This is a genomic window from Micromonospora sp. CA-249363 (assembly GCF_050950185.1).
Classification (GTDB): Bacteria; Actinomycetota; Actinomycetes; order Mycobacteriales; family Micromonosporaceae; genus Micromonospora.
In genome coordinates, this window is sequence record NZ_CP192020.1 from 4,856,919 (window position 1) to 4,879,927 (window position 23,009).

At 71.4% G+C, this 23,009-nt stretch carries 14 protein-coding genes; 6 read left to right on the forward strand and 8 right to left on the reverse strand.

The features are described 5' to 3' along the window. Window positions 1-118: 118 nt before the first annotated feature. Both ACQPZK_RS21465 and ACQPZK_RS21470 read left to right on the forward strand, forming a co-directional pair. Complete coding sequence (locus ACQPZK_RS21465) at window positions 119-523, forward strand: thioesterase family protein (RefSeq protein WP_433534721.1); 405 nt, start codon at window positions 119-121, stop codon at window positions 521-523. Continuing rightward, window positions 520-1,350, forward strand: coding sequence for an MBL fold metallo-hydrolase (locus tag ACQPZK_RS21470; RefSeq protein ID WP_433534722.1), 831 nt, complete (start codon window positions 520-522; stop codon window positions 1,348-1,350). Before ACQPZK_RS21465 ends, ACQPZK_RS21470 begins: the two co-directional genes overlap by 4 nt. A gap of 125 nt (window positions 1,351-1,475) precedes the next feature. Here ACQPZK_RS21470 and ACQPZK_RS21475 read toward each other — a convergent pair whose 3' ends face one another. The 3 genes from ACQPZK_RS21475 to ACQPZK_RS21485 all read right to left on the reverse strand — a co-directional run bounded on the left by ACQPZK_RS21475 (window position 1,476) and on the right by ACQPZK_RS21485 (window position 5,560). Continuing rightward, entirely contained in the window at window positions 1,476-3,305 is a 1,830-nt protein-coding gene (locus ACQPZK_RS21475) for an alpha-galactosidase (protein WP_433534723.1), read from the reverse strand. Window positions 3,306-3,393: 88 nt separating this feature from the next. Continuing rightward, window positions 3,394-4,329 carry a PfkB family carbohydrate kinase gene (locus ACQPZK_RS21480; RefSeq protein ID WP_433534724.1) on the reverse strand — a complete coding sequence of 312 codons (936 nt, stop codon included), beginning with the start codon at window positions 4,327-4,329 and terminating at the stop codon, window positions 3,394-3,396. 94 nt (window positions 4,330-4,423) lie between these two features. Then, the gene (locus ACQPZK_RS21485; RefSeq protein WP_433534725.1) at window positions 4,424-5,560 is read right to left on the reverse strand and encodes an XdhC family protein; all 1,137 of its coding nucleotides are present in this window, start codon (window positions 5,558-5,560) and stop codon (window positions 4,424-4,426) included. A gap of 440 nt (window positions 5,561-6,000) precedes the next feature. Here ACQPZK_RS21485 and ACQPZK_RS21490 point away from each other — a divergent pair, with 440 nt between their 5' ends. Then, window positions 6,001-7,146, forward strand: coding sequence for a lytic polysaccharide monooxygenase auxiliary activity family 9 protein (locus tag ACQPZK_RS21490; RefSeq protein ID WP_433534726.1), 1,146 nt, complete (start codon window positions 6,001-6,003; stop codon window positions 7,144-7,146). Window positions 7,147-7,258: 112 nt separating this feature from the next. On the opposite strand, the gene asnB is transcribed toward ACQPZK_RS21490, so the two are convergent. Further along, the gene (asnB, locus tag ACQPZK_RS21495) at window positions 7,259-9,220 is read right to left on the reverse strand and encodes an asparagine synthase (glutamine-hydrolyzing) (protein WP_355052710.1); all 1,962 of its coding nucleotides are present in this window, start codon (window positions 9,218-9,220) and stop codon (window positions 7,259-7,261) included. 132 nt (window positions 9,221-9,352) lie between these two features. Here asnB and ACQPZK_RS21500 point away from each other — a divergent pair, with 132 nt between their 5' ends. From ACQPZK_RS21500 to ACQPZK_RS21510, 3 genes are all read left to right on the forward strand, one after another. Beyond that, a complete protein-coding gene (locus ACQPZK_RS21500) occupies window positions 9,353-10,834 on the forward strand; it encodes an aminopeptidase P family protein (RefSeq protein ID WP_433534727.1) in 1,482 nt (493 codons plus the stop codon). Between the two features lie 484 nt (window positions 10,835-11,318). After that, window positions 11,319-13,337 carry a right-handed parallel beta-helix repeat-containing protein gene (locus tag ACQPZK_RS21505; RefSeq protein ID WP_433534728.1) on the forward strand — a complete coding sequence of 673 codons (2,019 nt, stop codon included), beginning with the start codon at window positions 11,319-11,321 and terminating at the stop codon, window positions 13,335-13,337. Window positions 13,338-13,677: 340 nt separating this feature from the next. After that, on the forward strand, window positions 13,678-15,318 hold the full coding sequence (locus tag ACQPZK_RS21510; protein WP_433534729.1) for a hypothetical protein: 1,641 nt from the start codon (window positions 13,678-13,680) through the stop codon (window positions 15,316-15,318). 73 nt (window positions 15,319-15,391) lie between these two features. Here the strand turns inward: ACQPZK_RS21510 and pulA are convergent, their stop codons facing one another. From pulA to ACQPZK_RS21530, 4 genes are all read right to left on the reverse strand, one after another. Next, the gene (gene pulA, locus ACQPZK_RS21515) at window positions 15,392-20,893 is read right to left on the reverse strand and encodes a pullulanase-type alpha-1,6-glucosidase (protein ID WP_433534730.1); all 5,502 of its coding nucleotides are present in this window, start codon (window positions 20,891-20,893) and stop codon (window positions 15,392-15,394) included. 110 nt (window positions 20,894-21,003) lie between these two features. Continuing rightward, window positions 21,004-21,699, reverse strand: coding sequence for a cellulose binding domain-containing protein (locus ACQPZK_RS21520; RefSeq protein WP_433534731.1), 696 nt, complete (start codon window positions 21,697-21,699; stop codon window positions 21,004-21,006). Window positions 21,700-21,792: 93 nt separating this feature from the next. Then, window positions 21,793-22,458, reverse strand: coding sequence for a hypothetical protein (locus ACQPZK_RS21525; RefSeq protein WP_433534732.1), 666 nt, complete (start codon window positions 22,456-22,458; stop codon window positions 21,793-21,795). A 135-nt stretch (window positions 22,459-22,593) separates the two neighbouring features. Then, the gene (locus ACQPZK_RS21530; protein WP_433534733.1) at window positions 22,594-22,983 is read right to left on the reverse strand and encodes a hypothetical protein; all 390 of its coding nucleotides are present in this window, start codon (window positions 22,981-22,983) and stop codon (window positions 22,594-22,596) included. Between the last annotated feature and the right edge of the window lie 26 nt (window positions 22,984-23,009).

The window sequence follows — 23,009 nt, forward strand, 5'->3', positions numbered from 1 at the left end:
CTACGGCATCGACCGACGGGTACCACCCGGCTAGGCGGCGCACAGGTGGGAGGGTGGGCGGCGCCGGGATCGCCGGGCGCGTGTTCGACGGGGTCTCCGAAGACCTAGGCTGACGACCATGCAGGAGCAGCCCGAGACGGCCCTCGCGCCGGGTCTGACCGCCCAGGTCGAGCTGACCGTCACCGACGCGGACACCGCCCAGGCGGTCGGTTCGGGGGACGTACCGGTGCTGGGCACACCCCGGGCGCTCGCGCTCGCGGAGGCGGCCACCGTCGCGGCCACGGCGACCGCGATGCCGCCCGGGTCGACGACGGTAGGTACCCGGGTCGAGTTGGAGCATCTCGCGCCGACGGTGGTGGGCCGCACGGTGCGGGCGCAGGCGCTGCTGACGACCGTCGACGGTCGCCGGTTGTCGTTCGAGGTCAGCGTCGCCGACGGCGACCAGACGGTGGCCCGGGGCCGGGTGGACCGCCTCGTGGTGGACCGGCAACGCTTCGTCGACCGGGCCGGGCGGGCGTCGTGAGCGGCGGGTTCGTGGAGGTCGCCGACCGGGTGTACGTGCGTGTCGAGCCCCTGCTGCGGGTCAACGTCACCCTCGTCGTCGGCGACGACGGGGCGCTGCTGGTGGACACGCTCTCCTCGGCCGGGCAGGCCACCGAGCTGGCCGCCGCCGTCCGCGCGGTCACCGACCGTCCGCTGACCGTGGTGAACACCCACCATCACTACGACCACTGCTTCGGCAACGCCGTCCTGGCCGGCGAACCACCCCGCCCGGTGTACGCGCACGAGCGGGCCACCGCCGCACTCCGCGACGACCCGGAGCGGCTGCGCCGCGAGGCGTACGAGGAGGTGCGCGCCGAGCACCCGGAGCTGGCCGCCGACCTGTCCGACACCCCGCTGCTGGCTCCGACGCACACCGTGCACACGGAGACGACGCTCGACCTGGGCGGCCGGCGGGTGCTGCTGCGGCACCCGGGGCGTGGGCACACCGACGCCGACCTGGTGGCGCACGTGCCCGACGCGGACGTCCTCGTCGCGGGTGATCTGGTGGAGCAGAGCGGTCCGCCCGCTTTCGAGGACTCGTACCCCCTGCAGTGGCCGGACGCGGTCGCGGACCTGCTGCGGCTGACGACGCCGGGCACGGTCGTCGTGCCGGGTCACGGTGCTCCGGTGGACGTCGATTTCGTCCGCGCCCAGCACGCCGAGCTGGTACGACTGGCCTGGCTGATCCGGGCCGCGCACACCGGTGGCGCGCCGCCGGAGCGGGTGGCCGCCGAGGCGCCCTTCGGCGCACGCGCGGCCCTGATCGCCGCCCACCGCGGCTACGCAGAGCTGAACGGCGACGCGTAACCACGCCACAACCCGCGCCGATCTTGCACTTTCTGTGGCGACATTGCCCCGGATAAGGGACTTATTGTCAACAGAAAGTGCAAGATCGGCGCGCGGGTGTGACCGCGCGAGACAGGGGCCCGGGACTAGACCGTGGTGCGGCGCCACTGTTGGTTTGTGGCGGTGGTGCAGGTGTTTTGGACGGCGCGGGCGCCGTCGGTGGTGGCGGCGTTGAGGATGGTCAGGCACTTGTTGCTGTGCCTTGCTATCAACTGCACTGCGCCGGTGGTGCCGGTTTCCTGGACGCGCCACTGCTGGTTGGTGCCCCCGTTGCAGGTCCACTGGGTGATCCGGACGCCGTCGGCGGTGGCGCTCGCGCCCCCGTACACGTCGAGGCACTTGCCGCTGTGCACGCTGACCACCGTCTGGTAGCCGCCACCGGCGTCCTGGAACCGCCACCGCTGGTTGGCCTGTCCGTTCGCGCTCCACTGGACGATGTCGGCGCCGTCGCTCGTGGCGTTGTTCGAGACGTCCAGCAGCTTGCCGCTGTGCTGGGCGGCGAGGGTGTACGTGGTCGGGACGGGCACGGTGCTACCCGGGGTCAGCCGGTACAGCCCGGCGCCGTGGGCCGGGAGCGAACGGGTGAGCGTCCCGCTCACCGTGCCGAGGGCCGCGCCGGACCACAGGTCGGTCACGGTGGCCGAGCCGATGCCGAGGTCGGCGAGGTTGACCGAGACGTTCGCCGTGCCGCTCTCGCGGTTGAACAGGGCGACGTAGCGGTCGGCGCTGCCCGGCACGTCGGCGGTCCACGCCTGCCGGGTGCCGCCGGTGAGCTGACGGTTGTTGGCGCTGTTCTGGTCGACGGCCAGCACGGCGGCGTTGGTCATCAACGCCAGCTCCGAGGCCCGGTTCTCGACCAGGTTGCCGCCCCACATCAGCGGCGCGCGGTTGATCGCCCAGAGCGTCATCAGGGTGCGCTGCTCGTCCGCGCTGAGGTTGGAGTAGCGGGGTGATCCGACCGGCCCGTACTTCGACAGTCGGCCGATGGGAATCATGTCCGGGTCGGGCCAGGCGCCGGTGGCGCGGTACGGGGTCCAGTTGCGGAGTTGGTCGAAGAGGGCGTCGACGGACGACCAGTTGTCCCACAGGTCGTTGACGATCCGCCACATGTGCGCGTTGGCCTGGACGTGGCTTCCACTGGCCAGCGGGGTCGCGCCGGGCGACAGGCTCAGCACCATCGGGCGTCCGCTGCGTTGGATCGCCAGCTTGTAGCCCTCGACCTCCGCCTGCCGGTAGGTCGGCGCGGCGATGTCGTCCACCTTGACGAAGTCGATCCCCCAGGACGCCAGCAGTTGGAACACCGAGTCCAGGTAGCTCTGCGCGCAGGGGTTGGACATGTTGAGGCCCCACATGAGGTTGAGCCAGTTGGCGGTGGTGCTGTTGTTGACCTGGTTGGCGCGACAGTTGGTGCCGAGGATCGGGACGTTGTCGGCCACCGCCTGGCGGGGGATGCCCCGCATCAGGTGGACCCCGACCTTCAGGCCCTGGGCGTGGACGTAGTCGGCGAGCGGCTTGAACCCGTTGTCCCCGGTGGCGGAGGGGAACCGGGTGGTGTCGGGCAGCAGCCGACCGTTGGCATCCATCCGGAGCCGGGGTTGCAGGTTGGAGTCCTGGTTGGGGCTGTTGTTGTGTCGCCCGGGGTAGTACCAGCCCCAGTCGATCACGATGTACTGCCAGCCGAACTGCCGCAGGTTGGCGCCCATGTAGTCGGCGTTTGCCCGTACGTCGGCCTCGGTGACGCTCCAGTTGAACGAGTCGTAGCTGTTCCACCCCATCGGCGGGGTGCTGGCCACGCCGTTGTCCCAGGCGAGCGCCCGCTTCGGTGGGCCGGCGGCGACGCCACCCGCGGCCACCAGCACGATGATCAGCAGGGCGGCGAGGCGGCGGAATGTCGGTGGTACCAGGACGAGTCTCATCGGAGCCTCCCGGATAACACGCAGGAAATAGGCGGACGCCGATGTTAACGTTCACATAACAGGGGCGTCAACCAGCCGTCACCCGCCCTCAGACGCCGAAGCGGCGTTCCACGTCGGCGCGGGTGGGCATCGCGGTGGCTCCGCCCGGCGACTCGCAGACGAGGCCGGCGACCCGCAGCGCGAACGTCACCGAATCGACCCAGCCCGCCGGATCCGACGGCTCACCGTCGCGCAGCAGGTCGGCGATGAGCGCGGCCATGACCGAGTCACCGGCGCCGGTGGCGTCGACGGCGTGCACCTTCGGCGCCCGCACCCGCACCGGGTCGGCCTCGGCGGCGGCCAGCACCGCACCCGCCGCGCCGATCGTCACCACCACGGTGGACGCGCCCAACTCCCGCAGGTACGCGGCCACCCCCTCGACCGGCTCACCCGGATAGAGCAGCTTGGCGTCGGCGCTGCTCAACTTGACCAGGTGCGCGCCCGCGGCGAACTCCGCCACCACCTGCCGCAGCCCGTCCAGCGCTACCGGCCCGTCGAGCAGTCGCGGGCGCACGTTCGGGTCGAGAACCCGCAGGCCGGTGGCGAGCGACCAGGCCCGGCGTGCGGCGGCCAGCGTGCCGGGCTCGAGCAGCACGATCGAGCCGCAGTACAGCACGTCGGCGCCCTCGGTCAGCGCCAGATCCACGTCGTCCGGGCCGAGCAGGCCGTAGGAGCGCGGCTCGCCGTAGAAGCGGAAGTCCGGCTCCGGACCGGCGTACGTCACCACCGCGAGAGTGGTCGGCGCGGCCACCGTGACCGCACCGGCCAGGCCGACGCCGACCCCGCTCAGGAAATCGCGGATCCGCTGGCCCAGCACGTCGTCACCGAGCGAGCCGACGAACTGTGCCGCCCCGCCGAGCCTGCTCACCCCGACGGCGACGTTGAGGGGGCCGCCACCGATGGCCTGCCGGTAGACCCGCTCCCCGTCGACGTCGCCGTCGAGCAGGTCGACGAGCGCCTCGCCGAGCACCACCGCGTACCCCATGAGAGTCCCCTCGTCGTCGGCGGCCGCGACGACCGTCTGGCATCAGGCTGGCACAGCCCACGGCCCGGTGGGTGGCGAAGGCCCAGCGCCGCGGTCAGCCCGCGTGGTGGATCGGTCCGTCGAGCGCGGCCAGGGGGCGGCCACTGCCGCCCCAGCGGGCCGCGACGATCTGCGCGGCCACGCTGACCGCGGTCTCCTCGGGGGTACGACCACCGAGGTCCAGCCCGATCGGTGAGGCCAACCGGTCGAGCTGTTCGGCGCTGAGCCCCGCCTCGCGCAGCAGTTTGTGCCGTTCGTCGTGGGTACGCCGCGACCCCATCGCGCCCACGTACGCCAGGGGTTGGCGCAGGGCCAGCGCCAGTAGCGGCACGTCGAACTTCGGGTCGTGGGTGAGCACGCAGACGACCGTGCGCCCGTCGACCCGGCCGGCGTCGACCTCGTCCCGCAGGTAGTGGTGCGGCCACCGCACCACCACCTCGTGCGCCTCGGGGAAGCGCCGGCCGGTGGCGAACACGGGCCGGGCGTCGCACACGGTCACCCGGTAACCGAGGAACGCGCCGATGCGCGCCACCGCCGCCGCGAAGTCGATCGCACCGAAGACGATCATCCGCGGAGCGGTGGCGTACGCGGCCACGAAGAGACTGAGGCCGCTGCCCCGGCGCTGCCCCTGGTAGCCGTACCGGAGGACGCCGCTGTGCCCGGCGGCGAGCAGTCCGAGCGCGTCGTCGGCCGCGGCGTCGTCCAGCCGGTCGTCGCCGAGTGAGCCCGTCACCCGCCGCCCGGTCAGCACCAGCCGGCGACCCAGCCGCCCCGCCGGGTCGGACGTGTCACCGGCATCGGCGGCCACGCACGTGACGATCGCGGCCGGCTCGTCGGCCTGCCGCGCGGCGGCGACCACGTCGAGCTGTGCGAGGGCGTCACCGTCGAACCGTTGGACGAACACGTCCAGCAGGCCGCCGCAGGTCAGGCCCACGGCGTACGCCTCGTCGTCGCTGACGCCGTAGTGGACCAGCTCCGGTACGCCGGTGTCGAGCACGTGGCGGGCCCGCTCGTAGAGGTCCGCCTCGACGCAGCCGCCGGACACGCTGCCGGTGACCGTTCCGTCGGCGGCGACGAGCATGGTGGCGCCGGGCGGCTGCGGCGCGGATCGCCAGGTGGCGACCACGGTGGCCACGGCGACCGGCTCGCCCGCCCGGCAGCGGCGGTGCAGTTCGTCGAACACGTCGGGCACGCGCTGCCGCCTCCTTCGTCTGCTCGACGCAGCGGCCGGTGGCGCGCGGCGGCCGGTTGGCGTACGCCGATCGACGCGGACGACCTGCGGCGCAAGGGCCGTCGTCGCCGTGGGGACGCCGACCATCACTATAGGAAGAATGCCGCCGGTCCGGATAGAAGTCCGGCGAGCCGACGCCGGTCAGCCGCGTTTCACGCATCGAGGAACGACTATTGCGCGGGTGGCGGGCGACGTGGTGGGATGACGCGTACCGGGTGGTGCGAGGGCTGCCGCGCCACCGGTTGCCGGGTTGGTTAGACGCGAGGGCACCGGTCCAGGGACAGGACCGTTGATGGCGCGTGTCCGCCGGCCCATCTTCTGCCGGAGCGCGCCAGGGTGATCGTCGTATCCGCTTGCGGCGGGGCGGCCCGGGCGGCACGCCTCGCGAGTCAGGAGAACCCGTGAACCGTTCCCGTACGGCCGCAGTGCTCACCGCGGCCCTGACCTTTGCGCTGGGCGCCGTCGCCCTGGCGTCCAGTCCACAACCGGCGGCCGCGCACGGCGCGGCGATGACGCCGGGCAGCCGCACCTACCTCTGCTGGCAGGACGGCATGAGCCAGACCGGCGAGATCAAGCCGAACAACCCGGCGTGTGCCGCCGCCGTGGCGCAGAGCGGCACGAACTCGCTCTACAACTGGTTCAGCGTGCTGCGCTCCGACGCCGGTGGCCGTACCACCGGCTTCATCTCGGACGGTCAGCTGTGCAGCGGTGGCAACACCGGCTACCGGGGCTACGACCTGGCCCGCACCGACTGGCCGCTGACCCACCTGACGTCCGGCGCGCGGCTGGACTTCAAGTACAGCAACTGGGCGCACCACCCGGGCACCTTCTACTTCTACGTGACGAAGGACAGCTGGAGCCCCACCCGCGCGCTGGCCTGGAGCGACCTGGAGGAGCCGTTCCTGACGGTGACCAACCCGCCGCAGCGGGGCTCGGTCGGCACCAACGACGGTCACTACTACTTCAGCGGCAACCTGCCGTCGGGCAAGAGCGGCCGGCACATCATCTACTCCCGCTGGGTGCGCTCGGACTCGCAGGAGAACTTCTTCGGCTGCTCCGACGTGACGTTCGACGGTGGTAGCGGTCAGGTGACCGGTGTGGGTCCGGGCGGGTCGAACCCGACCACCCCGCCGCCCACGACGCCGCCGCCGACCACCCCGCCGCCCACGACCCCGCCGCCCACCACGCCGCCGCCAACCACTCCCCCGCCCACCACGCCGCCGCCGACCACGCCGGCGCCGACCGGTGACTGCATGGCCGTCTACAAGGTGACCAGCTCGTGGCAGGGCGGATTCCAGGGCGAAGTCACGATCATGAACCACGGCAGTACGCCGTTCTCCGGCTGGACCGCGAGCTGGACCTGGCCCAGCGGACAAGTGATCAACCAGATCTGGAGTGCCACACAGACGACGTCCGGCGCCTCGGTGACCGCGACGAACGTCCAGTACAACGGCACGGTCGCGCCCGAGGGCACGACGACGTTCGGCTTCCTGGCCAGCAGCACAGGAACGAACAGCCTGCCGACGGTCACCTGCGCCCGTCGCTGAGGTCCCGCTGAAATGATCAAGAGGTTTGCGTCATCCGGAGCGCTTCCGGTGACGCAAACCTCTTGATCGACAGGGCCGGGCCGCGAGGGCCGCAGGTCAGTGGGTCGGTGGGTCAGCGGACCATGGAGCCGACCACCGGCTTCGTCAGCAGGGCCGACTGGTTGCGCTGGATGCCCGGGTCGAGCGTCTTGGCCACGAAGATGGCGTGCCAGATGCAGAAGATCAGCACCGTCCACACCTTGCGGGAGTGGTCGAACTCCTCCCGCTTGTGCTCGTCGAGCAGCCGCAGCGCGTACGATAGGTCGAGCAGGTCACCCGCGCCGGAGGTGCTCAGCACGTGGCGGGCCCACTCGTACATCTCGCCGCGCAGCCAGACCCGGGTCGGGGTCGGGAAGCCCAGCTTCTTGCGGTTGACGATCGCCGGCGGGACGACACCCTGCAACGCTTGGCGCATCGCGTACTTGGTGGCGTCGGAGCGCGGCGGCAGCTTCAGGTCCACCGGGATCTTCGCCGCGACGTCGAACACCTCGCGGTCGAGGAACGGCACCCGCACCTCCAGCGAGTGCGACATCGAGATCCGGTCGGCCTTGACCAGGATGTCGCCGCGCAGCCAGGTGTAGAGGTCGACGTACTGCATCTTGGTGACGTCGTCCAGCTCGGTGCACTCGGCGTAGATCGGGGCGGTCACGTCGGTGTAGCGCACCGAGGGGTCGTAGCGGCGCAGCAGGTGCTGCTTCTCCTCCTCGGTGAACATCCGCGCGTTGCCGTAGTAGCGCTCCTCGATCGGTGTGGTCCCGCGCTCCAGGAAGCTCTTGCCCTTGACGCCCTGCGGGATCGCCTTGGAGACCGCCCGCAGCCCCTTCTGCACACCGCCGGGCAGACCGTTGACGGTGCCCAGCGACAGCGGCTCCCGGTAGATCGTGTAGCCGCCGAAGAACTCGTCGGCGCCCTCACCGGAGAGCACCACCGTGACGTGCTCGGCGGCCTTCTTCGCCACGAAGTAGAGCGGCACCAGCGCGGGGTCGGCCACCGGGTCGTCCAGGTGCCAGACGATCTTCGGCAGCGCGTCGATCATGTCCTGCGGACCGATCTTGGTGGGGATGGTGGTGACGTCCAGGTGCCGCGCCGAGTCCTGGGCGACGTCGATCTCCGAGTAACCCGGGACGTCGTAGCCGACGGTGAAGGTCAGGATGTTCGGGTTGAACTCGCGGGCCAGCGCGACCACCGCGGTCGAGTCGATGCCGCTGGACAGGAACGAGCCGACCGGCACGTCCGAGCGCATGTGCATGCGCACGCTCTCGCGCAGCGTCTCGCGGATCTCGTGGTAGAGCTTCTGCTCGTCGTCGACCGGCGCCGGCCGGAACACCGGCCGGTACCACCGCCGTACGTCGATCCGCCCGCCCGGGGTCCAGGTCAGGTACTCCCCCGAGCCGATCCGGCTGATGCCCTTGTGCAGCGTGCCGGGCTCCGGCACGTACTGCAGGGTCAGGTAGTGGCTCAGGTTCGCCGCGTCGACGCCCGCGTCGCCCTGGTAGTTGCTGTGCGCGAACGGCAGCAGCGCCTTCTTCTCCGACGCCAGGTAGAGGCCGTCGGCGGTCTCCAGGTAGTGCAGCGGCTTGATGCCGAAGTAGTCGCGGGCGCCGAACGCCCGCCGCTCCTGCCGGTCCCAGATCACGAAGGCGAACATGCCGCGCAGCCGGGTGAGCACCTGCTCGCCCCAGTAGTGGTAGCCGGCGACGATCACCTCGCCGTCACCGGCGGTCGCGAACTGCGCCCCGAAGTCCCGGATCAGCTCGTCGCGCAGCTCGATGTAGTTGTAGATCTCACCGTTGAAGGTCAGCAGGTAACGGCCGTTCGCGTAGGGCAGCGGCTCGTGACTCGACGCGACGTCGATGATGGCGAGCCGCTTGTGGGCGAACACTCCGTCCGCGTACCGGCCGGACGCGTCGCCGACCACCTCGACCCCTGTCTCGTCCGGGCCGCGGTGGTGCAGGCATTCCAATGCTCCGGCGATGTGGTCGCGGTGCGCGGCGGCGTTGCCGTTCGCGCTGAAGAAGGCCAGGAGTCCGCACATGGTCGTCATCTTTCCACGCGCTCCGTCGGCCCGTCTCAGCCGTCCGTCGTTCCGGGCGCTCCCGGCCCCCACCACCGCGAACCGGGCGCGCGGTACCGTCGGGACCAGCCACGAGCGGAAGGGAGCGGCGCAATGACCGAGGAACGCACCGACGGTACGCCGACAGACGGCACGGAATCGCACGATCCGGACTTCCCGGAGGCGTTCCTGTCGTTCATGCGGCAGGGCTGGCGCGACACTGAACTCCCGGTCACGCCGCGTCCCGAGGTTCCCAACTACGCCAAGCGGCGAGCCGCGCTCTCCGCCGCCTTCCCCGGCGAGACGCTGGTCATCCCGACCGGCGGCGAGAAGGTCCGCGCCAACGACACCACCTACCCGTTCCGGCCGGGCAGCGACTTCGCCTACCTGACCGGCGACCACGACCCGGACAGCGTGCTGGTGCTGCGCCCGAACGGCTCGGGCCACGACGCGACGCTGTACATGCGGCCCCGCTCGTCACGGGAGACCGACGAGTTCTTCCGCAGCCGGCACGGTGAGCTGTGGGTGGGCCGACGGCACACCCTCGGCGAGAAGTCCACCGAGCTGGGCCTGCCGACCGCCGACCTGACCGGGCTGGAGGCGGCGTTGGCCGACCTCGCTCCGAGGCGTACCCGGGTGTTGCGCGGTTTCGACGCCCAGGTGGACGCGGCCGTGCGCCCCTACGACGGGCCGCGCGCCGAGGGGCAGCCGGCCCGCGACCGGGAGCTGGCCATCGCCATCTCGGAGATGAAGCTGGTCAAGGACGAGTGGGAGATCGGCCAGCTCCAGGACGCGATCGACGCCACCGTCCGCGGCTTCGAGGACGTGGCCCGCGTCCTGCCGGCCGACCGGGCCGTCTCCGAGCGGCTGCTGGAGGGCATCTTCGCGCTGCGCGCCCGGCACGACGGCAACGACGTCGGGTACGGCTCGATCGTCGGCGCCGGCGAGCACGCCACGATCCTGCACTGGGTGCACAACCACGGCGCCACCCGCCCGGGCGACCTGCTGCTCATGGACATGGGGGTCGAGGGCCGCAACCTCTACACCGCCGACGTGACCCGGGTGCTGCCGGTCAACGGCCGGTTCACCGCCCTGCAACGCCAGGTCTACGACATCGTGTACGCCTCGCAGCAGGCCGGCATGGACGCCATCCGCCCCGGCGTGAAGTTCAAGGACGTCCACCTGACCTGCATGCGGGTGCTCGCCGAGGGCCTCTCCGACCTGGGCCTGCTGCCCGTGAGCGTGGACGAGGCCATGGACGAGAAGTCCTCGGTCTACCGGCGCTGGACGCTGCACGGCTTCGGTCACATGCTCGGCATCGATGTGCACGACTGCTCGAACGCCCGCAAGGAGACGTACCGCGACGGCGCGCTGGGTGAGGGCTACGTGCTCACCGTCGAGCCGGGTCTCTACTTCCAGCCCGAGGACGAGCTCGTCCCCGCCGAGCTGCGGGGCATCGGCATCCGCATCGAGGACGACGTCCTGGTCACGGCGACCGGCGCGGTGAACCTGTCGGCCGGCCTGCCGCGTACCTCCGACGAGGTCGAGACCTGGCTGGCCGAGCAGCGCGAGGCCGGGCCCCGCCTGCCCGCCTGACCCACCCGTACGACCCGGGGCCGGGCCGGACGCCCCAACGTCCGACCCGGCCCCGCGCGCTCTCTCGCCCCGGCCCGCCCGGCCCGCTCAGCCAGCCCGGCCCGCTCGGCCCGCCCGGCCCGCCCGGCCCGCTCGGCCCGCTCCGGCCCGCTCGGCCCGTGATCGACTCGGCTTCCTCGATGTCGGGGCGTCGAAGGCGCTCGGACACCGCGTCTTCCAGCAACCCGAGTGGATCTTCCACGTACCCGACTGCGGCGACCCGCCTTCCGTGGCGTTTGGCCTGCTCACGCCCCTTCCTGTCAGCCCGACCCCTTACCGGGCGCGTGCCCTGACCTGAGCCATATGCGGGGTTTTCTCGGATACGTCCGCCTCGCGAAGATAGTTCTCATACGGTGAGCATCAGAGGCTACAAGCCATTTGTAGCTGGTCGTGGCGCTGCGGGCGGTGCGACCCCGTCTGGTAGTAGGAAGGGCGGAAGGCTCTGATGTCCGATGACATAACGAGTACCGAGGGCGGGGCCTCCACGGCGCCGCCGACACGACGACGACGGGCGCTGTGGGTCGCCGGCGTGGCCGGCCTGACCGGGGTGGTGGGCCTGGCCGCCCTCGGCGGTGTCGCCGCGCGGGACGACAAGCCCGCCTCCGACCGGGTGTCCGACGCCCAGCCGTCGACGAACCGGCAGAACGTCAGCGACGCCGGCGGGAACGCCGACGAGAGCAGGGGAAGCGGCGACGAGGAGTCCCGTGGCGACGACTGGAGCGGGTTCGACGATCGCGGCGGTGACGACAAGCGCCACGACAAGGACCGCGCCAGGCAGGTGCCCTGCGACTCGGACAAGCTGATCCAGGCGATCACGTTCGCCAACAGCGGCGACGGCGGTGTCCTGGAACTGGCGAAGGGGTGCACCTACACGCTGACCCGGAACCAGGACGGCAACGGCCTTCCGGTGATCACCGAGCCCATCACCCTCAAGGGCGAGCACACGGTCATCGGCCGCGCTGCCAACGCCGACTACTTCCGGATCCTGAACGTGGGTCCGGGTGGGAGCCTCACCCTCAAGGGCCTGAGCATCAGGGGTGGGCAGACCATCCAGCGGGCGGTCACGGTGGAGCCGGCGACGGTCTGGGGGCCGTACTCGACCTCCGTCCAAGCCGCCACGGCGACAGCAGCCAAGCCGGCCACGGCGACAGCCAAGCCGGCCACGGCGACAGCCAAGCCGGCCACCACGGCGGCAGCCAAGCCGGCCACGGCGGCGGCAGCCAAGCCGGCCACGGCGGCGGCAGCCAAGCCGGCCACGGCGGCGGCAGCCAAGCCGGCGACGGCGGCGGCAGCCAAGCCGGCGACGGCGGCGGCCACGCCGGCCACAGCCACAGCGGCCAAGGCCGGGGCGACGGCAGCGACGGCCAAGGGGGCAGCGGCCAAGCCGGCGCAGCCGACGGCACCAGCCGCGGCGGCGACCAAGGCGGCGACGCCCACCCAGGCAGCCGACCAGGCCGCAGCGGCGGCGGCCAAGCAGGCAGCGACCGAGCAGGCCGCGGCCAAGGCGGCAGCGGCGAAGGCGGCGGTCGGCGCCAAGCCCGTCACCACGGCCACGCCGGCGGCGGCAGGTACGGCGGTCGTTCCGCTGGTGGAGGAGCCCGGCTTCAACGACGGGGCCGGGGTGCTCGTACAGCCCGGGGGTCGGGCCGAGATCCTGGACAGCGAGCTGCTCTACAACCAGTCCGGCGGCAACGGCGGCGGGTTGGCGAACTTCGGTTCGACGCGGCTCAGCAAGAGCACCGTGGCGCACAACACCGCCTTCCGCTACGGCGGCGGCATCTTCAACGCCGGGGTGCTCCAGGTCGACGAGTCCAAGGTGAAGGACAACACCGGCATCGTCGGTGGTGGCGGCATCGCCAACGGCGCGGCCGACATCCTCACCGAGGGCGTCGACGGCGGAGCGGTCTGGGTCTACAAGAGCGAGATCACCGAGAACGAGACGCTCGGTTTCGGTGGCGGCGTCCTGGACGTCGAGGGCAGCACCACCCTGCACGACACGAAGGTCACCGACAACACGGCGGTCCTGGCGGGCGGCGGCGTGGCCGTGGCCGACAGCCAGCTCACCCTGAAGCAGGCCACGGTGGCCAGGAACAGCACGGCCGGTGTGGGTGGCGGCGTGGCCGTCGTCTCCGACAGCACCGCGACGATCGAGGACACCGCCATCAAGGAGAACACCGCCGGATTCTTCGGCGCCGGCCTCTACAACGAGGACAGCGTCGTCACGCTGCGCAACAGCGAGGTCTCGGGCAACCGGGCCATCGGTCCGCTGGGCAGCGGCGGCGGCATCTACAACACGGACGGTGGCGAGATCAGCGTCCAACGGACGAAGGTGACGTACAACGTGGCCACCCTGCCGCCGGGCGGGATCTCCAACGGCCTCTTCAGCTTCGTACGGCTGGACGACGACTCCGCCGTGTCCGCCAACCGCCCCACCAACTGCCTGAACGTCCCCGACTGCTTCTGACCGGGAACGAATGGCTGATCCACATAGAGGGCGCGCCCCTCCGAGCCCATCGCGGCGCGGAGGGGCGTACCCATTTGGGCAGTTCAGGGGCTTGACGGCCCGCCTGGGGGCGGCGTGCCCGGCCGGGGCCTCCGGGCCGCCCCGCCACCAACGGCGTCGAGCGTGCCCGACCGGGCGACCAGCGCCAACATGAACCGAATGTGGGGTTGTTTCGGATACGCCCGCGAGGCGAGGAACATTCTCATACGGTGTTTTTGGGAGCTACAACCGATTTGTAGCAGGGGACGACCGTCTGAGGGCGGCGACCCTGTCTGGTACGAGGAGAGGGCAGAGAGCTCCGATGTCCAACTACCTAACGAACAACGAAGCCTCCGAGCGGGCGACGGCCAAACGCCGCCGCAAGCTCTGGCTGGCCAGCGGCGTGGCCGGTCTGACGGGCGTGATCAGCCTCGCGGCGGTGGGCGTCGCGGGCAGCGCCGGGGCGGTCGGCCTGAACTGGAACACCGCGCAGGTCAGCAAGGACGGCGACCAGCACGGTGACGAGGGTCGTGACTGGGACAAGGACCGGGACAAGGACAAGGACCGGGACAAGGACCACGAGCGTGGGAAGGAGGTGCCCTGCGACACCGACAAGCTGATCCAGGCCATCGTGTTCGCCAACAACAAGCACGGCGGTGTGCTGGAGCTGGCCAAGGGCTGCACCTACAACCTGACGCGCAACGACTACCAGGGCAATGGCCTGCCGATCATCACCGAGAACATCACCCTGAAGGGCGAGCACACCACGATCGCCCGCGAGGCCACGGCCGACTACTTCCGGATCCTCAACGTCGGCGCCGGTGGGCACCTCACCATCAAGGGACTGACCATCAAGGGTGGCCAGACTCTTGAGCTGTACAACGGCGTCGAGCCGGCGGCCGTCTGGGCGTCCTACTCGGACTCCGAGGCGATCGCGGCGCAGGTGAAGGCCGGCACTCCGCTGGACCAGGCCCTCACCGCGCGGCAGGCCAGCCCGAAGGCGGGCCTGACGGCGGCGCCGAAGGTGACACCCAAGGCCGCGCCGACCGCGAAGGCGGGCGCCGTCACGCCGCTGGTGGAGTACCCGGAGTCCACCGACGGTGCCGGCATCCTGGTGCAGCCGGGCGGCAGCGCCGAGATCATCGAGTCCGAGGTCGTCCTCAACCAGTCCGGCGGCAACGGCGGCGGTGTGGCCAACTTCGGCACCACGAAGATCTGGCACAGCACCGTCACCCGCAACACCGCCTTCTTCTTCGGTGGCGGTGTGTTCAACGCCGGCCTGCTCAAGGTCGAGGAGTCGAAGATCAAGGACAACACCGCCATCATCGGTGGCGGCGGCATCTCGAACGGCGCCGCGCGGATCTTCAGCGACGACGTCGACGGCGGCACGGTCGAACTCAAGAAGGCCGAGATCACCGACAACGAGACGCTGGGCTTCGGCGGCGGCTACCTCGACATCGAGGGCAACACCACGGCGTACGAGACGAAGTTCGTCTCCAACACCGCGGTCCTCGCCGGCGGCGGTCTGGCGGCGGCGGACAGCCAGCTGAACCTGCACAACGTGTCGATCGAGAAGAACAGCACCGCCGGTGTCGGTGGCGGTGTGGCCATCGCCTTCGACAGCGCTGTCACGTTCGAGAAGAGCAGCATCAAGGACAACACCGCCGGCTTCTTCGGCGGCGGGCTCTTCAACGCCTTCAGCGTCACGACGCTGCGCGACAGCGAGGTCGTCGGCAACCGGGCCATCGGCCCGATCGGGGTCGGCGGCGGCATCTTCAACATCTTCGGCGAGGTCAACCTGTCGAAGACGAAGGTCGCCCACAACTTCTCCACCTTCGCGCCGGGCGGTGTCTTCAGCTTCTTCGGAGACGTGAACGTGGACGACAAGTCCGCCATCACCGCGAACCGTCCGACCAACTGCCTGGCCATCCCGGGCGGCACCATCGAGAACTGCTTCGCCTGATCGACAGACGAGGCACGACGCACCACACAGACCGGCCCCCTTCCGCGCGACGCGGGAGGGGGCCGGTCCCCGCTCACCTCTGGACGAACACCGCCACGCTGCGCGCCGGCACCCGGAAGGTGCCGGCCGCCCGGTCGAACGACGCGGTCCGCAGCGTCGGGTCGGCCGAGTTCACCAGCACCGGGTGCAGCGCCACGTCCGCACCCCGCAGGCCGGTCACCGTCTGCGTCGCCACCTCCGGGGTGCCGTTGAAGACGACGGTCAGCGACGTCCACGGCCCACCCAGGCCGCGCGCGTCCAGCGTCATGGTCAGGACGCCCGGGGTCTCCGACTCACCGGACAGGGGGAACGCCACCCGCCGCTGCACCTGCTCGGCGGTGGCTATCCCGAACACCGGCGACGACGCCCGGATGCGCAGCAGCTCGGCGTACCGGGCGTCGGTGGTGTCGATCGCCGCACAGTCGGGCACCAGGGCCCGATCCGCGAGCAGCGGCTTGGCGTACGGCCACTTGTCCTGGTTGTCCGGCGCCGGTGGCAGGCCGACGCCGAACCCGTTGCCGCCGGCGCAGCCCCAGCGGATCTGGTTGAACCAGTCACCGGAGTTGAACGAGTTGCGATCCAGCGACTTCGACCGCAGTCGTTCGGTGCCGGCGGTGACGAACCCGGTGCCCTGCCCCAGCACCACCGTGCTCAGCGCCAGCACCTGCATCCGGGACCGGTCCGCCGCGTTGGTGTCCTGCGGCAGCTTGTACGCCAACGCGTCGTACAGGATCTCGTTGTCGTGCGCGTCGACGTACGTGACCGCCTCCCCCGGCGCGGCGGTGTACCCGGCGGGCGAGCCGTTGTAGTCCACCTGCGCGCCGGTGACCGTACGCCCGGAGGTGTCGGTGAACCGGTAGTCCCGCAGGTTGCCGGTGAGACCCACCTTGATCAGGTCGTGGGCGTGCAGCAGTCGGGCCTTCTGGGTGGCCGCCGAACCGTTCACCGGGTCGCCGTTGGGGTCGGTGTAGAGCCCGGAGGCGAAGCCCTGCGTACGGGGGTTGGCGTCGAACGGACCGCCGCCGCGCACCGCGTCGCGCAGCCGGTCGTTGAACGTGCCGATGCCGGTGCCGGCCATGTTGGCCTGGGTGGCCTGCTCGAACCGGGCGTCGTCGGCGACCTCGCCGAAGTTCCAGCCCTCGCCGTAGAGCATGATCGCCTTGCCGTCCACGCCGTCCCGCGCGACGGTCAACGTGTCCAGGGCCGCGCGGACGGCCAGGATGTTCGCCTTCGGGTGGTGGCCCATGAGGTCGAACCGGAAACCGTCCACCTTGTACTGCCGGGCCCAGGTGACCAGCGAGTCGACCACCAGCTTGCCCATCATCGCGTGCTCGGGCGCGGTGTTGGCGCAGCAGGTGGAGTTGGCGACTGTGCCGTCGTCGAGCAGCCGGTGGTAGTAGCCGGGCACCACCTGGTCGAGCACCGACCTGGTGTCGACACCGGCCGCCGCCGTGTGGTTGTAGACCACGTCCAGGACGACCCGCAGGCCGGCGTCATTCACTCCGGCCACCATGCGGCGGAACTCGGCGGTCCGCGCCGCCCCGTTCGGGTCGACCGCGTAACCGCCCTCCGGAACGGTGTAGTGCAGCGGGTCGTACCCCCAGTTGTAGCCGTCGGTGTCTGCGATGGCCGCGACGCACGTCTGCTGCTGGTCGGAGTCCGGCGGAAGCGCCGCCAGGTCGCAGGCCGGCTGGCGCTGGTCGGCCCGCTTCTCGGGGATCGTGGCGAAGTCGAACGCCGGCAGCAGGTGCAGGTGGGTGACGCCGGCGTCACCGAGCGCCCGCAGGTGCCGCATACCGGCGGTCGCCGGGTCGGTGAACGCCAGGAACGTTCCCCGCCGCTGCGCCGGCACGGTCTCGTCGGCGATGGAGAAGTCGCGCACCGACAGTTCGGAGATCTGCGCCTTCGACGCGGGCACCGGGGCCGGCTTGCGCAGCGTGCGCCACCCGGGCGGGGCCAGCGTCGGGTCGTTCAGGTCGACGATCTGGCTGTGCGTGGAGTCCGCCGCGAGCGACACCGAGTACGGGTCGGTGACGGACGCGGTGACCATCCGCTGCACCGCCGGCTGCCACGTCTGCACCCGGTACCGGTAGTACTTCCCGGTCCAGGCGTGGCTGCCGCGTACCGACCAGACGCCGGTGCGGTCGTCGCGGCGCATCGACACCGTCTTCGGCGCGGCCGTGGGCGAGTCGAACAGTTCCAGCTCCACGGTCCGGGCCGTCGGCGCCCAGAGCGCGAGGCTGGGCGTCCGGCCGGCGAAGGTCGGACCGAGCGTGACCTGGGTGGCCCGCGCGTACACGTCGTCGAGCACGCCGGGGATCTGCACGCCGGTCGCGGCGAGCAGCTTCCCCCGGGCGTCGCGCTCGGTGACCAGGAGCTGGCCGCGCAGCGCCGCCGGCACCTTCGCCAGGTCACCCCGGTCGAGCGCGAAGGCCCGGTGGGACCACAGGTGCGGGAACGCCGCGCGCTGGGCCTCGGTGAGCCCGTTGCGCTGCGCGCGCAACGGCAGACTGGTGTACGCCCCGGACAGCTCCCCGTCGACGACGCTCACCCCGCCGGCCGGGGCGGCCACCAGGGCGTACACCCGGCCGTCGGTCGGCGGTGTCTGCCAGGCGATGGTGGACCGGTCGATCCAGTGCGCCTTCTGCTTGCCGATGTCGGTGTCCCCTCCGGCGCTGGTCGCGGTGGACGGCAGCAGCCGCCCCGGGGTGGCGGCGAGCAGCCACACCTCCCGGCCGGCGCTGGCGAAGTCGAGCCGCTGGTCGTCGGGCAGGTCCTTGGTGTCGCCCTTGTGCACGATGTAGTTCAGCCCGGTGGCATCGGACGCCAGCGGCACCCGGAACACCGCGCCGAACGCGTCGGTCGACGTGGGCGCGAGCGGGGTGGCCCAGTCGGTCGGGTGGGCCGCCCCGTCCCACAGGTGCAGACCCCAGCCGTCGTAGTTACCGTCGGCCCGTCGGTAGTGGATCACCGCGGTGCCCTCCTCGACCGCCGGGTCCGGCTGGCCGGTGGCCGCCTGCCGGCTCGGATAGACGGTCGCGTCGCCCTGTTTGAGCCAGACCTCGCCGGTGGTCGTCACGTCGATGTTGCGGTCCTGGGCGACGTCCTTCGTGCCGTCGGAGTCGACCACCACGAAGCCCACGGACTTCGCGCCCGGCTTGAGCTTCACCCAGGCGAACCGGCCGTAGGAGTCCTCCCCGGCGAACGGTTGCCCCTCGGGCCACTCGGTGACGTACGCCGGGTCGATGTCTCCCCAGGCGTACAGCCCCCAGTCGTCGTACCCGCCGGCCGGACGCTGGTAGTGCACCACCGCCCACTCCCGGGATCCGCCCAGCTCGGGCGTGCCGACGACGGCGACGGACCGGGCGGTGGCGGTGCGGCCCCGGCCGTCCCGGACCACCGCGCGGTACTCGACGCGGGTGCCGCCGGCCAGCCCGTCCAGGTCGTGGTGCACGGTGTACGGCGCGTGGTCGGCGCTGCCCAGCAACGTCCACCGGCCGCCGCCCACCCGGGCCGCCACGGTGACGGTCGACAGCGGGTCGCCGGTCACCTTCGCGGTCACCGCGGCGCGGGTCGCCACCGACGCGTCCGGCGCGGGGGTGGTGATGGTGATGGTCGGCGCGCCGCCCGGCCGGGCGATGGGGCTGGCCGCGCGGTACACGGCCGCCGACAGCGGCGGCACGGTCAGCGTGACCTTCCCGTCGCCGCCGGCCTTCGCGCTGGCGGAACCGCCGTAGATGCCGGTGAAGGTGACGCCGGCCGACCAGGTGTCCACGCTGACAGTCTGCGCGGTCGCGGCGTTGTTCACCGCGACGATGTACTCGGTACGGTCTCCGGGCGCGACGCGGGACGCGGCGAACACGCCGGGACCGTCGGCGGCGTACCGGGTGACCTGGATGCCGTCGCGCAGCGCGGGGTGCGCCTGGCGCAGCCGGCCCAGCTCGGCGATCGTCCGGTACAGGGGGTGGCTGGTGTCGAACTGGTCGCTGGCGTGGGTGCGGTCGGTGCCGAGCAGGTCGTCGTCGAGGTAGTCGGGCACCTTCGACGCGAACATGTCCTGCCGGGCGTCCTTGTCCCCACCGGGGCCGGTGAAGCCCTGCTCGTCACCGGAGTAGATCACCGGCTGACCACGGGTGAGGAACATGAGCTGGTGGGCGAGCTGGTCGCGGCGCAGGTGACTGGCCGGGTCGGTGCCGCCGCCGGCGATGAACGAGCCGATCCGGCCCATGTCATGGTTGCCGAGGAAGGTCGTGAGTCGGCCGGCGTCGGTGTCCCGGGCGGCGTAGAGGTCGTCGCGGGCGTACACGTCGGCGAGGGCCTTCGCCGAGCCGCCGCCCGCCGTGTAGCCCCGCGCGGCCTCCTGGAACGCGAAGTCGATGGTGGCCGGCAGGCCGCCGCGCCGCACGTACGTCGACGTGATCTCCGGGTTGGCGCTGTAGACCTCTCCGAACACGAAGAAGTCTTTCTTGCCGGCCTTCTCGGCGGCCCGCTCGACGCCCCGGGTGAACTGCGGCCAGAAGTCCATGTTGACGTGCTTGACGGTGTCCAACCGGAACCCGTCGACGCCGGTCGCGCCGATCCAGTCCCCGTACGCCTTCGTCATCCCCCGCACCACCTCGGGACGCTCGGTCCACAGGTCGTCGAGGCCGCCGAAGTCGCCGTACTCGCTGTTCTCGCCGGAGAACGTGGAGTCACCCCGGTTGTGGTACATGCTGGCGTCGTTGAGCCACGCCGGCACCTTCACGGTCGCGTCACCCGGCTCGGGAAAGACCGGCGTGTACGGGCCGGCGTTCGCGTCGACAGTCGGGAAGTCCCGGCTGCCGTCGGCGTGGTTGCGGTCCTCGAACGCCCGCCCCCGCGCGTCCGTGTACGGCGAGGCGGCCTTGTCCACGTAGGCGTAGCGGTCCTCGGCGTACCTGATGACGTCGGCGGTGTGGTTGACCACCACGTCGAGATAGACCTTGATGCCCCGCCGGTGCGCCAACGAGACCAGCTCCTTGAGCTGGGCGTTCGTGCCGAAGTGCGGGTCGACCTGGGTGAAGTCGGTGATCCAGTAGCCGTGGTAGCCGGCGGAGATGTCGTTCCCCTTGCCCTGCACCGGACGGTTCTTGAAGATCGGGGCCAGCCAGATCGCGGTGGTGCCCAGGCCCTGGATGTAGGCCAGCTTGTCGATGACGCCCTTGAGGTCACCGCCGTGGTAGAAGCCCTTGTCGGCCGGGTCGAGCCCGGTGCGCAGCCGGTCACCGGTGAGCCCGCCGGAGTCGTTGCGGCGGTCCCCGTTGGCGAACCGGTCCGGCAGGACGAAGTAGAACTGCTCGGCACGCGCGCTGTCGGCGCCCGCTGCCAGCAGCGCGTCGGCGGTGGGCTCGTCGCGCCACTGCACGCTGCCGGCCGCGGCCAGGGGGTCGACGCTGGACGCCCGGGGGTCGGCGTCCGCGCCGAGTGGACGCCCGGACTCCGGCGTTCCGACGAGAGTGACGGTGAGCAGGCAGGCGAGCGAGAGCAGGGCGGTGCGGGGGATCGGCGGGGGTTTCATCGACGGCCTTCCTCTGGTCGTGATTGGCCGCACGCTAACCCTTGCCGCAACGATCTGCAATACCTTGCAAACATTGTCGTAACAGAGCACCATCCTTGCGGAAGAGTCACTCAGAACCCGCTACAGCGCACCCCGTCGACAGTGCACCCTCGCGGCGTCGTCGACGCCCGCTCCAGGTGGAACCGCAGCGCCACCGACCCGCCGGCCGGCACGTCCACCCCGCTGACGTACGTGAAACCACCGTCGAACTGCCGCACCGCCCCTTGGGGCACACCCTCCACCCAGGTCGTCACCAGCCGACCACCGGCGAACTCGAACCGCACCGTCCAACCGCGGTCCACACCCGACGCGTTGACGATCAGCACCTCGCCGATGAAACCCCCGTCGAAGCTCTGCACCACCCGGTAGCGTCCGCTCACCGCCGACGCCTGTTGCTGCGGCGGCGGCCGGGTCGACGGCCGCGCCGACGTCGACACCACCGTCGGGCCGACCGTCGGCACCCCCGACGTGACCGGCGCACCCGGCGGCGACCCGCTGGCCCGCGGCGACAAGCCGGGCAGCAGCGCAGAGTTCTCCGGCAGCGGCGTCGGCGACAGGTCGGTCGGCGACACGGGCGCCTGCGGCAACGGCAGACCCGCCGGTGGCGGCCCGTCGTCGCGCGCCGGACTACGCCCCCGGTACGCGCCCAGCGCCACGAACAGCAGGACCACCATCACGACGACACCGGCGGCCACCACGATCCACGGCGACGACGCGATGGCCGCCGGACCGTGCGATGGTCGCGGGGCACGACGCATGCCGGACATGTACCTCCCTCAGCGGGCCGTCCGGGCAGCCTAGCGATCGACGGCCCGCCCCGGAAAGCGCCGGCGTCGCGTGCGACGCCACCCGACGCCCGGTCAGCTGAACCGGCACTCCACCCCGTTCACCACGCACCGCACCGGACGCTGCGCCGATCCGTCCCAACTGACCCGCAAGCGCAGGGTCTGCGTGTCACCCGCGCCCAACGACTCTCCGCCACTGAGCACGAACGCGCCGTCACCCTGCGCCGCCACCGAGATCCCCGCCGCACCGCTCACCCGAAGGCCCCGCGTGTCGTCCGCGAAGGCCAACTCCACCCGCCAGTCCACCGACTGCTCCGACCCGTTGGTCACCGACAGCGTGGCCTCGGTCGCGTTCCAGCCGTCCGTACCGACCTTGTACTGCGCCGACACCGCCGGGTCCTTTGTCGCCAGAGCCGCGGCGCTCGTCGCCCCCTGCGACGGCGACTTCGTGGTGGCCCGCGGCGACGGCGTCCGGCTGCTCCGCGAGGCGCGCGGCGACGCCGTCCGCCGCTCCAGCCCACCCGGCGTCGGCGCCGACGACGCAGCGGCCGGCGTCGTGGGCAGGAACACCGGCGGCGCAGCCTGCGGCGTGCCTTCCCGCTCCCGGGTACGGAACGACAACAGCGCGACCACCAACAGCACCGCCAGCGCGCACACGCCCACCAGCACCACGATCCACGGCAACGACAGCACCACTCGCGCCGTCCGCGGACCTCCCGCGCCGTCCGGCCCCACCGCCATCAGGTCTCCCCTCGTCCCACCGACGCGACAGCGTAGCCAGCGCCGGCCGGACCGGAAACCGTGCGGGTACGGATCAGGCCGACCGGCCCCCTCCGTACGGAAAACGGCTCGGCCGCGCCGACGGTCCGCAAGCGGTCAGCCCGTCCGGACGACCGTGCAGATCAGCGGCCCCTCACCCGATGTCCGCAGCAGGTAGCGATACCGCTCCCCCGGCACCGCACGCCCCTGACTGTCCAGGAACTCCCACTCGACCGACACCAGCGTCAGCAGCGCGGACACCGGCTGCACGTCCTCGATCCGGGCGTGCGCGGCGATCAACTCCCGGTCCTGGTAGTCGGGTGCCGCGCCCACGAAGGACAGCGCGACCGCCGCCAGCGAGGTGAACGAGAAGCTGTACGTGTCCGCCACCACCAGCCCGGGTAGGGCGTAACAACCGCCGAGGGACGGCAGGTCGCCCGAGGTCAACGCGGCGCCGTACCGGTCGAAGAAGCCGGTCAGCGAGTCGAGATCCGTGGAGGCGTTCACAGCGACAGCAATTGCCGCTCACCGGG

Bases quoted from the DNA above. Each gene is read 5' to 3' on its own strand.
- pulA (WP_433534730.1), bottom strand. From the start codon at position 20,893: ATGAAACCCCCGCCGATCCCCCGCACCGCCCTGCTCTCGCTCGCCTGC.
- ACQPZK_RS21525 (WP_433534732.1), bottom strand. From the start codon at position 22,458: ATGGCGGTGGGGCCGGACGGCGCGGGAGGTCCGCGGACGGCGCGAGTG.
- ACQPZK_RS21480 (WP_433534724.1), bottom strand. From the start codon at position 4,329: ATGGGGTACGCGGTGGTGCTCGGCGAGGCGCTCGTCGACCTGCTCGAC.
- ACQPZK_RS21465 (WP_433534721.1), top strand. From the start codon at position 119: ATGCAGGAGCAGCCCGAGACGGCCCTCGCGCCGGGTCTGACCGCCCAG.
- ACQPZK_RS21500 (WP_433534727.1), top strand. From the start codon at position 9,353: ATGACCGAGGAACGCACCGACGGTACGCCGACAGACGGCACGGAATCG.
- ACQPZK_RS21520 (WP_433534731.1), bottom strand. From the start codon at position 21,699: ATGTCCGGCATGCGTCGTGCCCCGCGACCATCGCACGGTCCGGCGGCC.
- ACQPZK_RS21475 (WP_433534723.1), bottom strand. From the start codon at position 3,305: ATGAGACTCGTCCTGGTACCACCGACATTCCGCCGCCTCGCCGCCCTG.
- ACQPZK_RS21510 (WP_433534729.1), top strand. From the start codon at position 13,678: ATGTCCAACTACCTAACGAACAACGAAGCCTCCGAGCGGGCGACGGCC.
- ACQPZK_RS21505 (WP_433534728.1), top strand. From the start codon at position 11,319: ATGTCCGATGACATAACGAGTACCGAGGGCGGGGCCTCCACGGCGCCG.
- asnB (WP_355052710.1), bottom strand. From the start codon at position 9,220: ATGTGCGGACTCCTGGCCTTCTTCAGCGCGAACGGCAACGCCGCCGCG.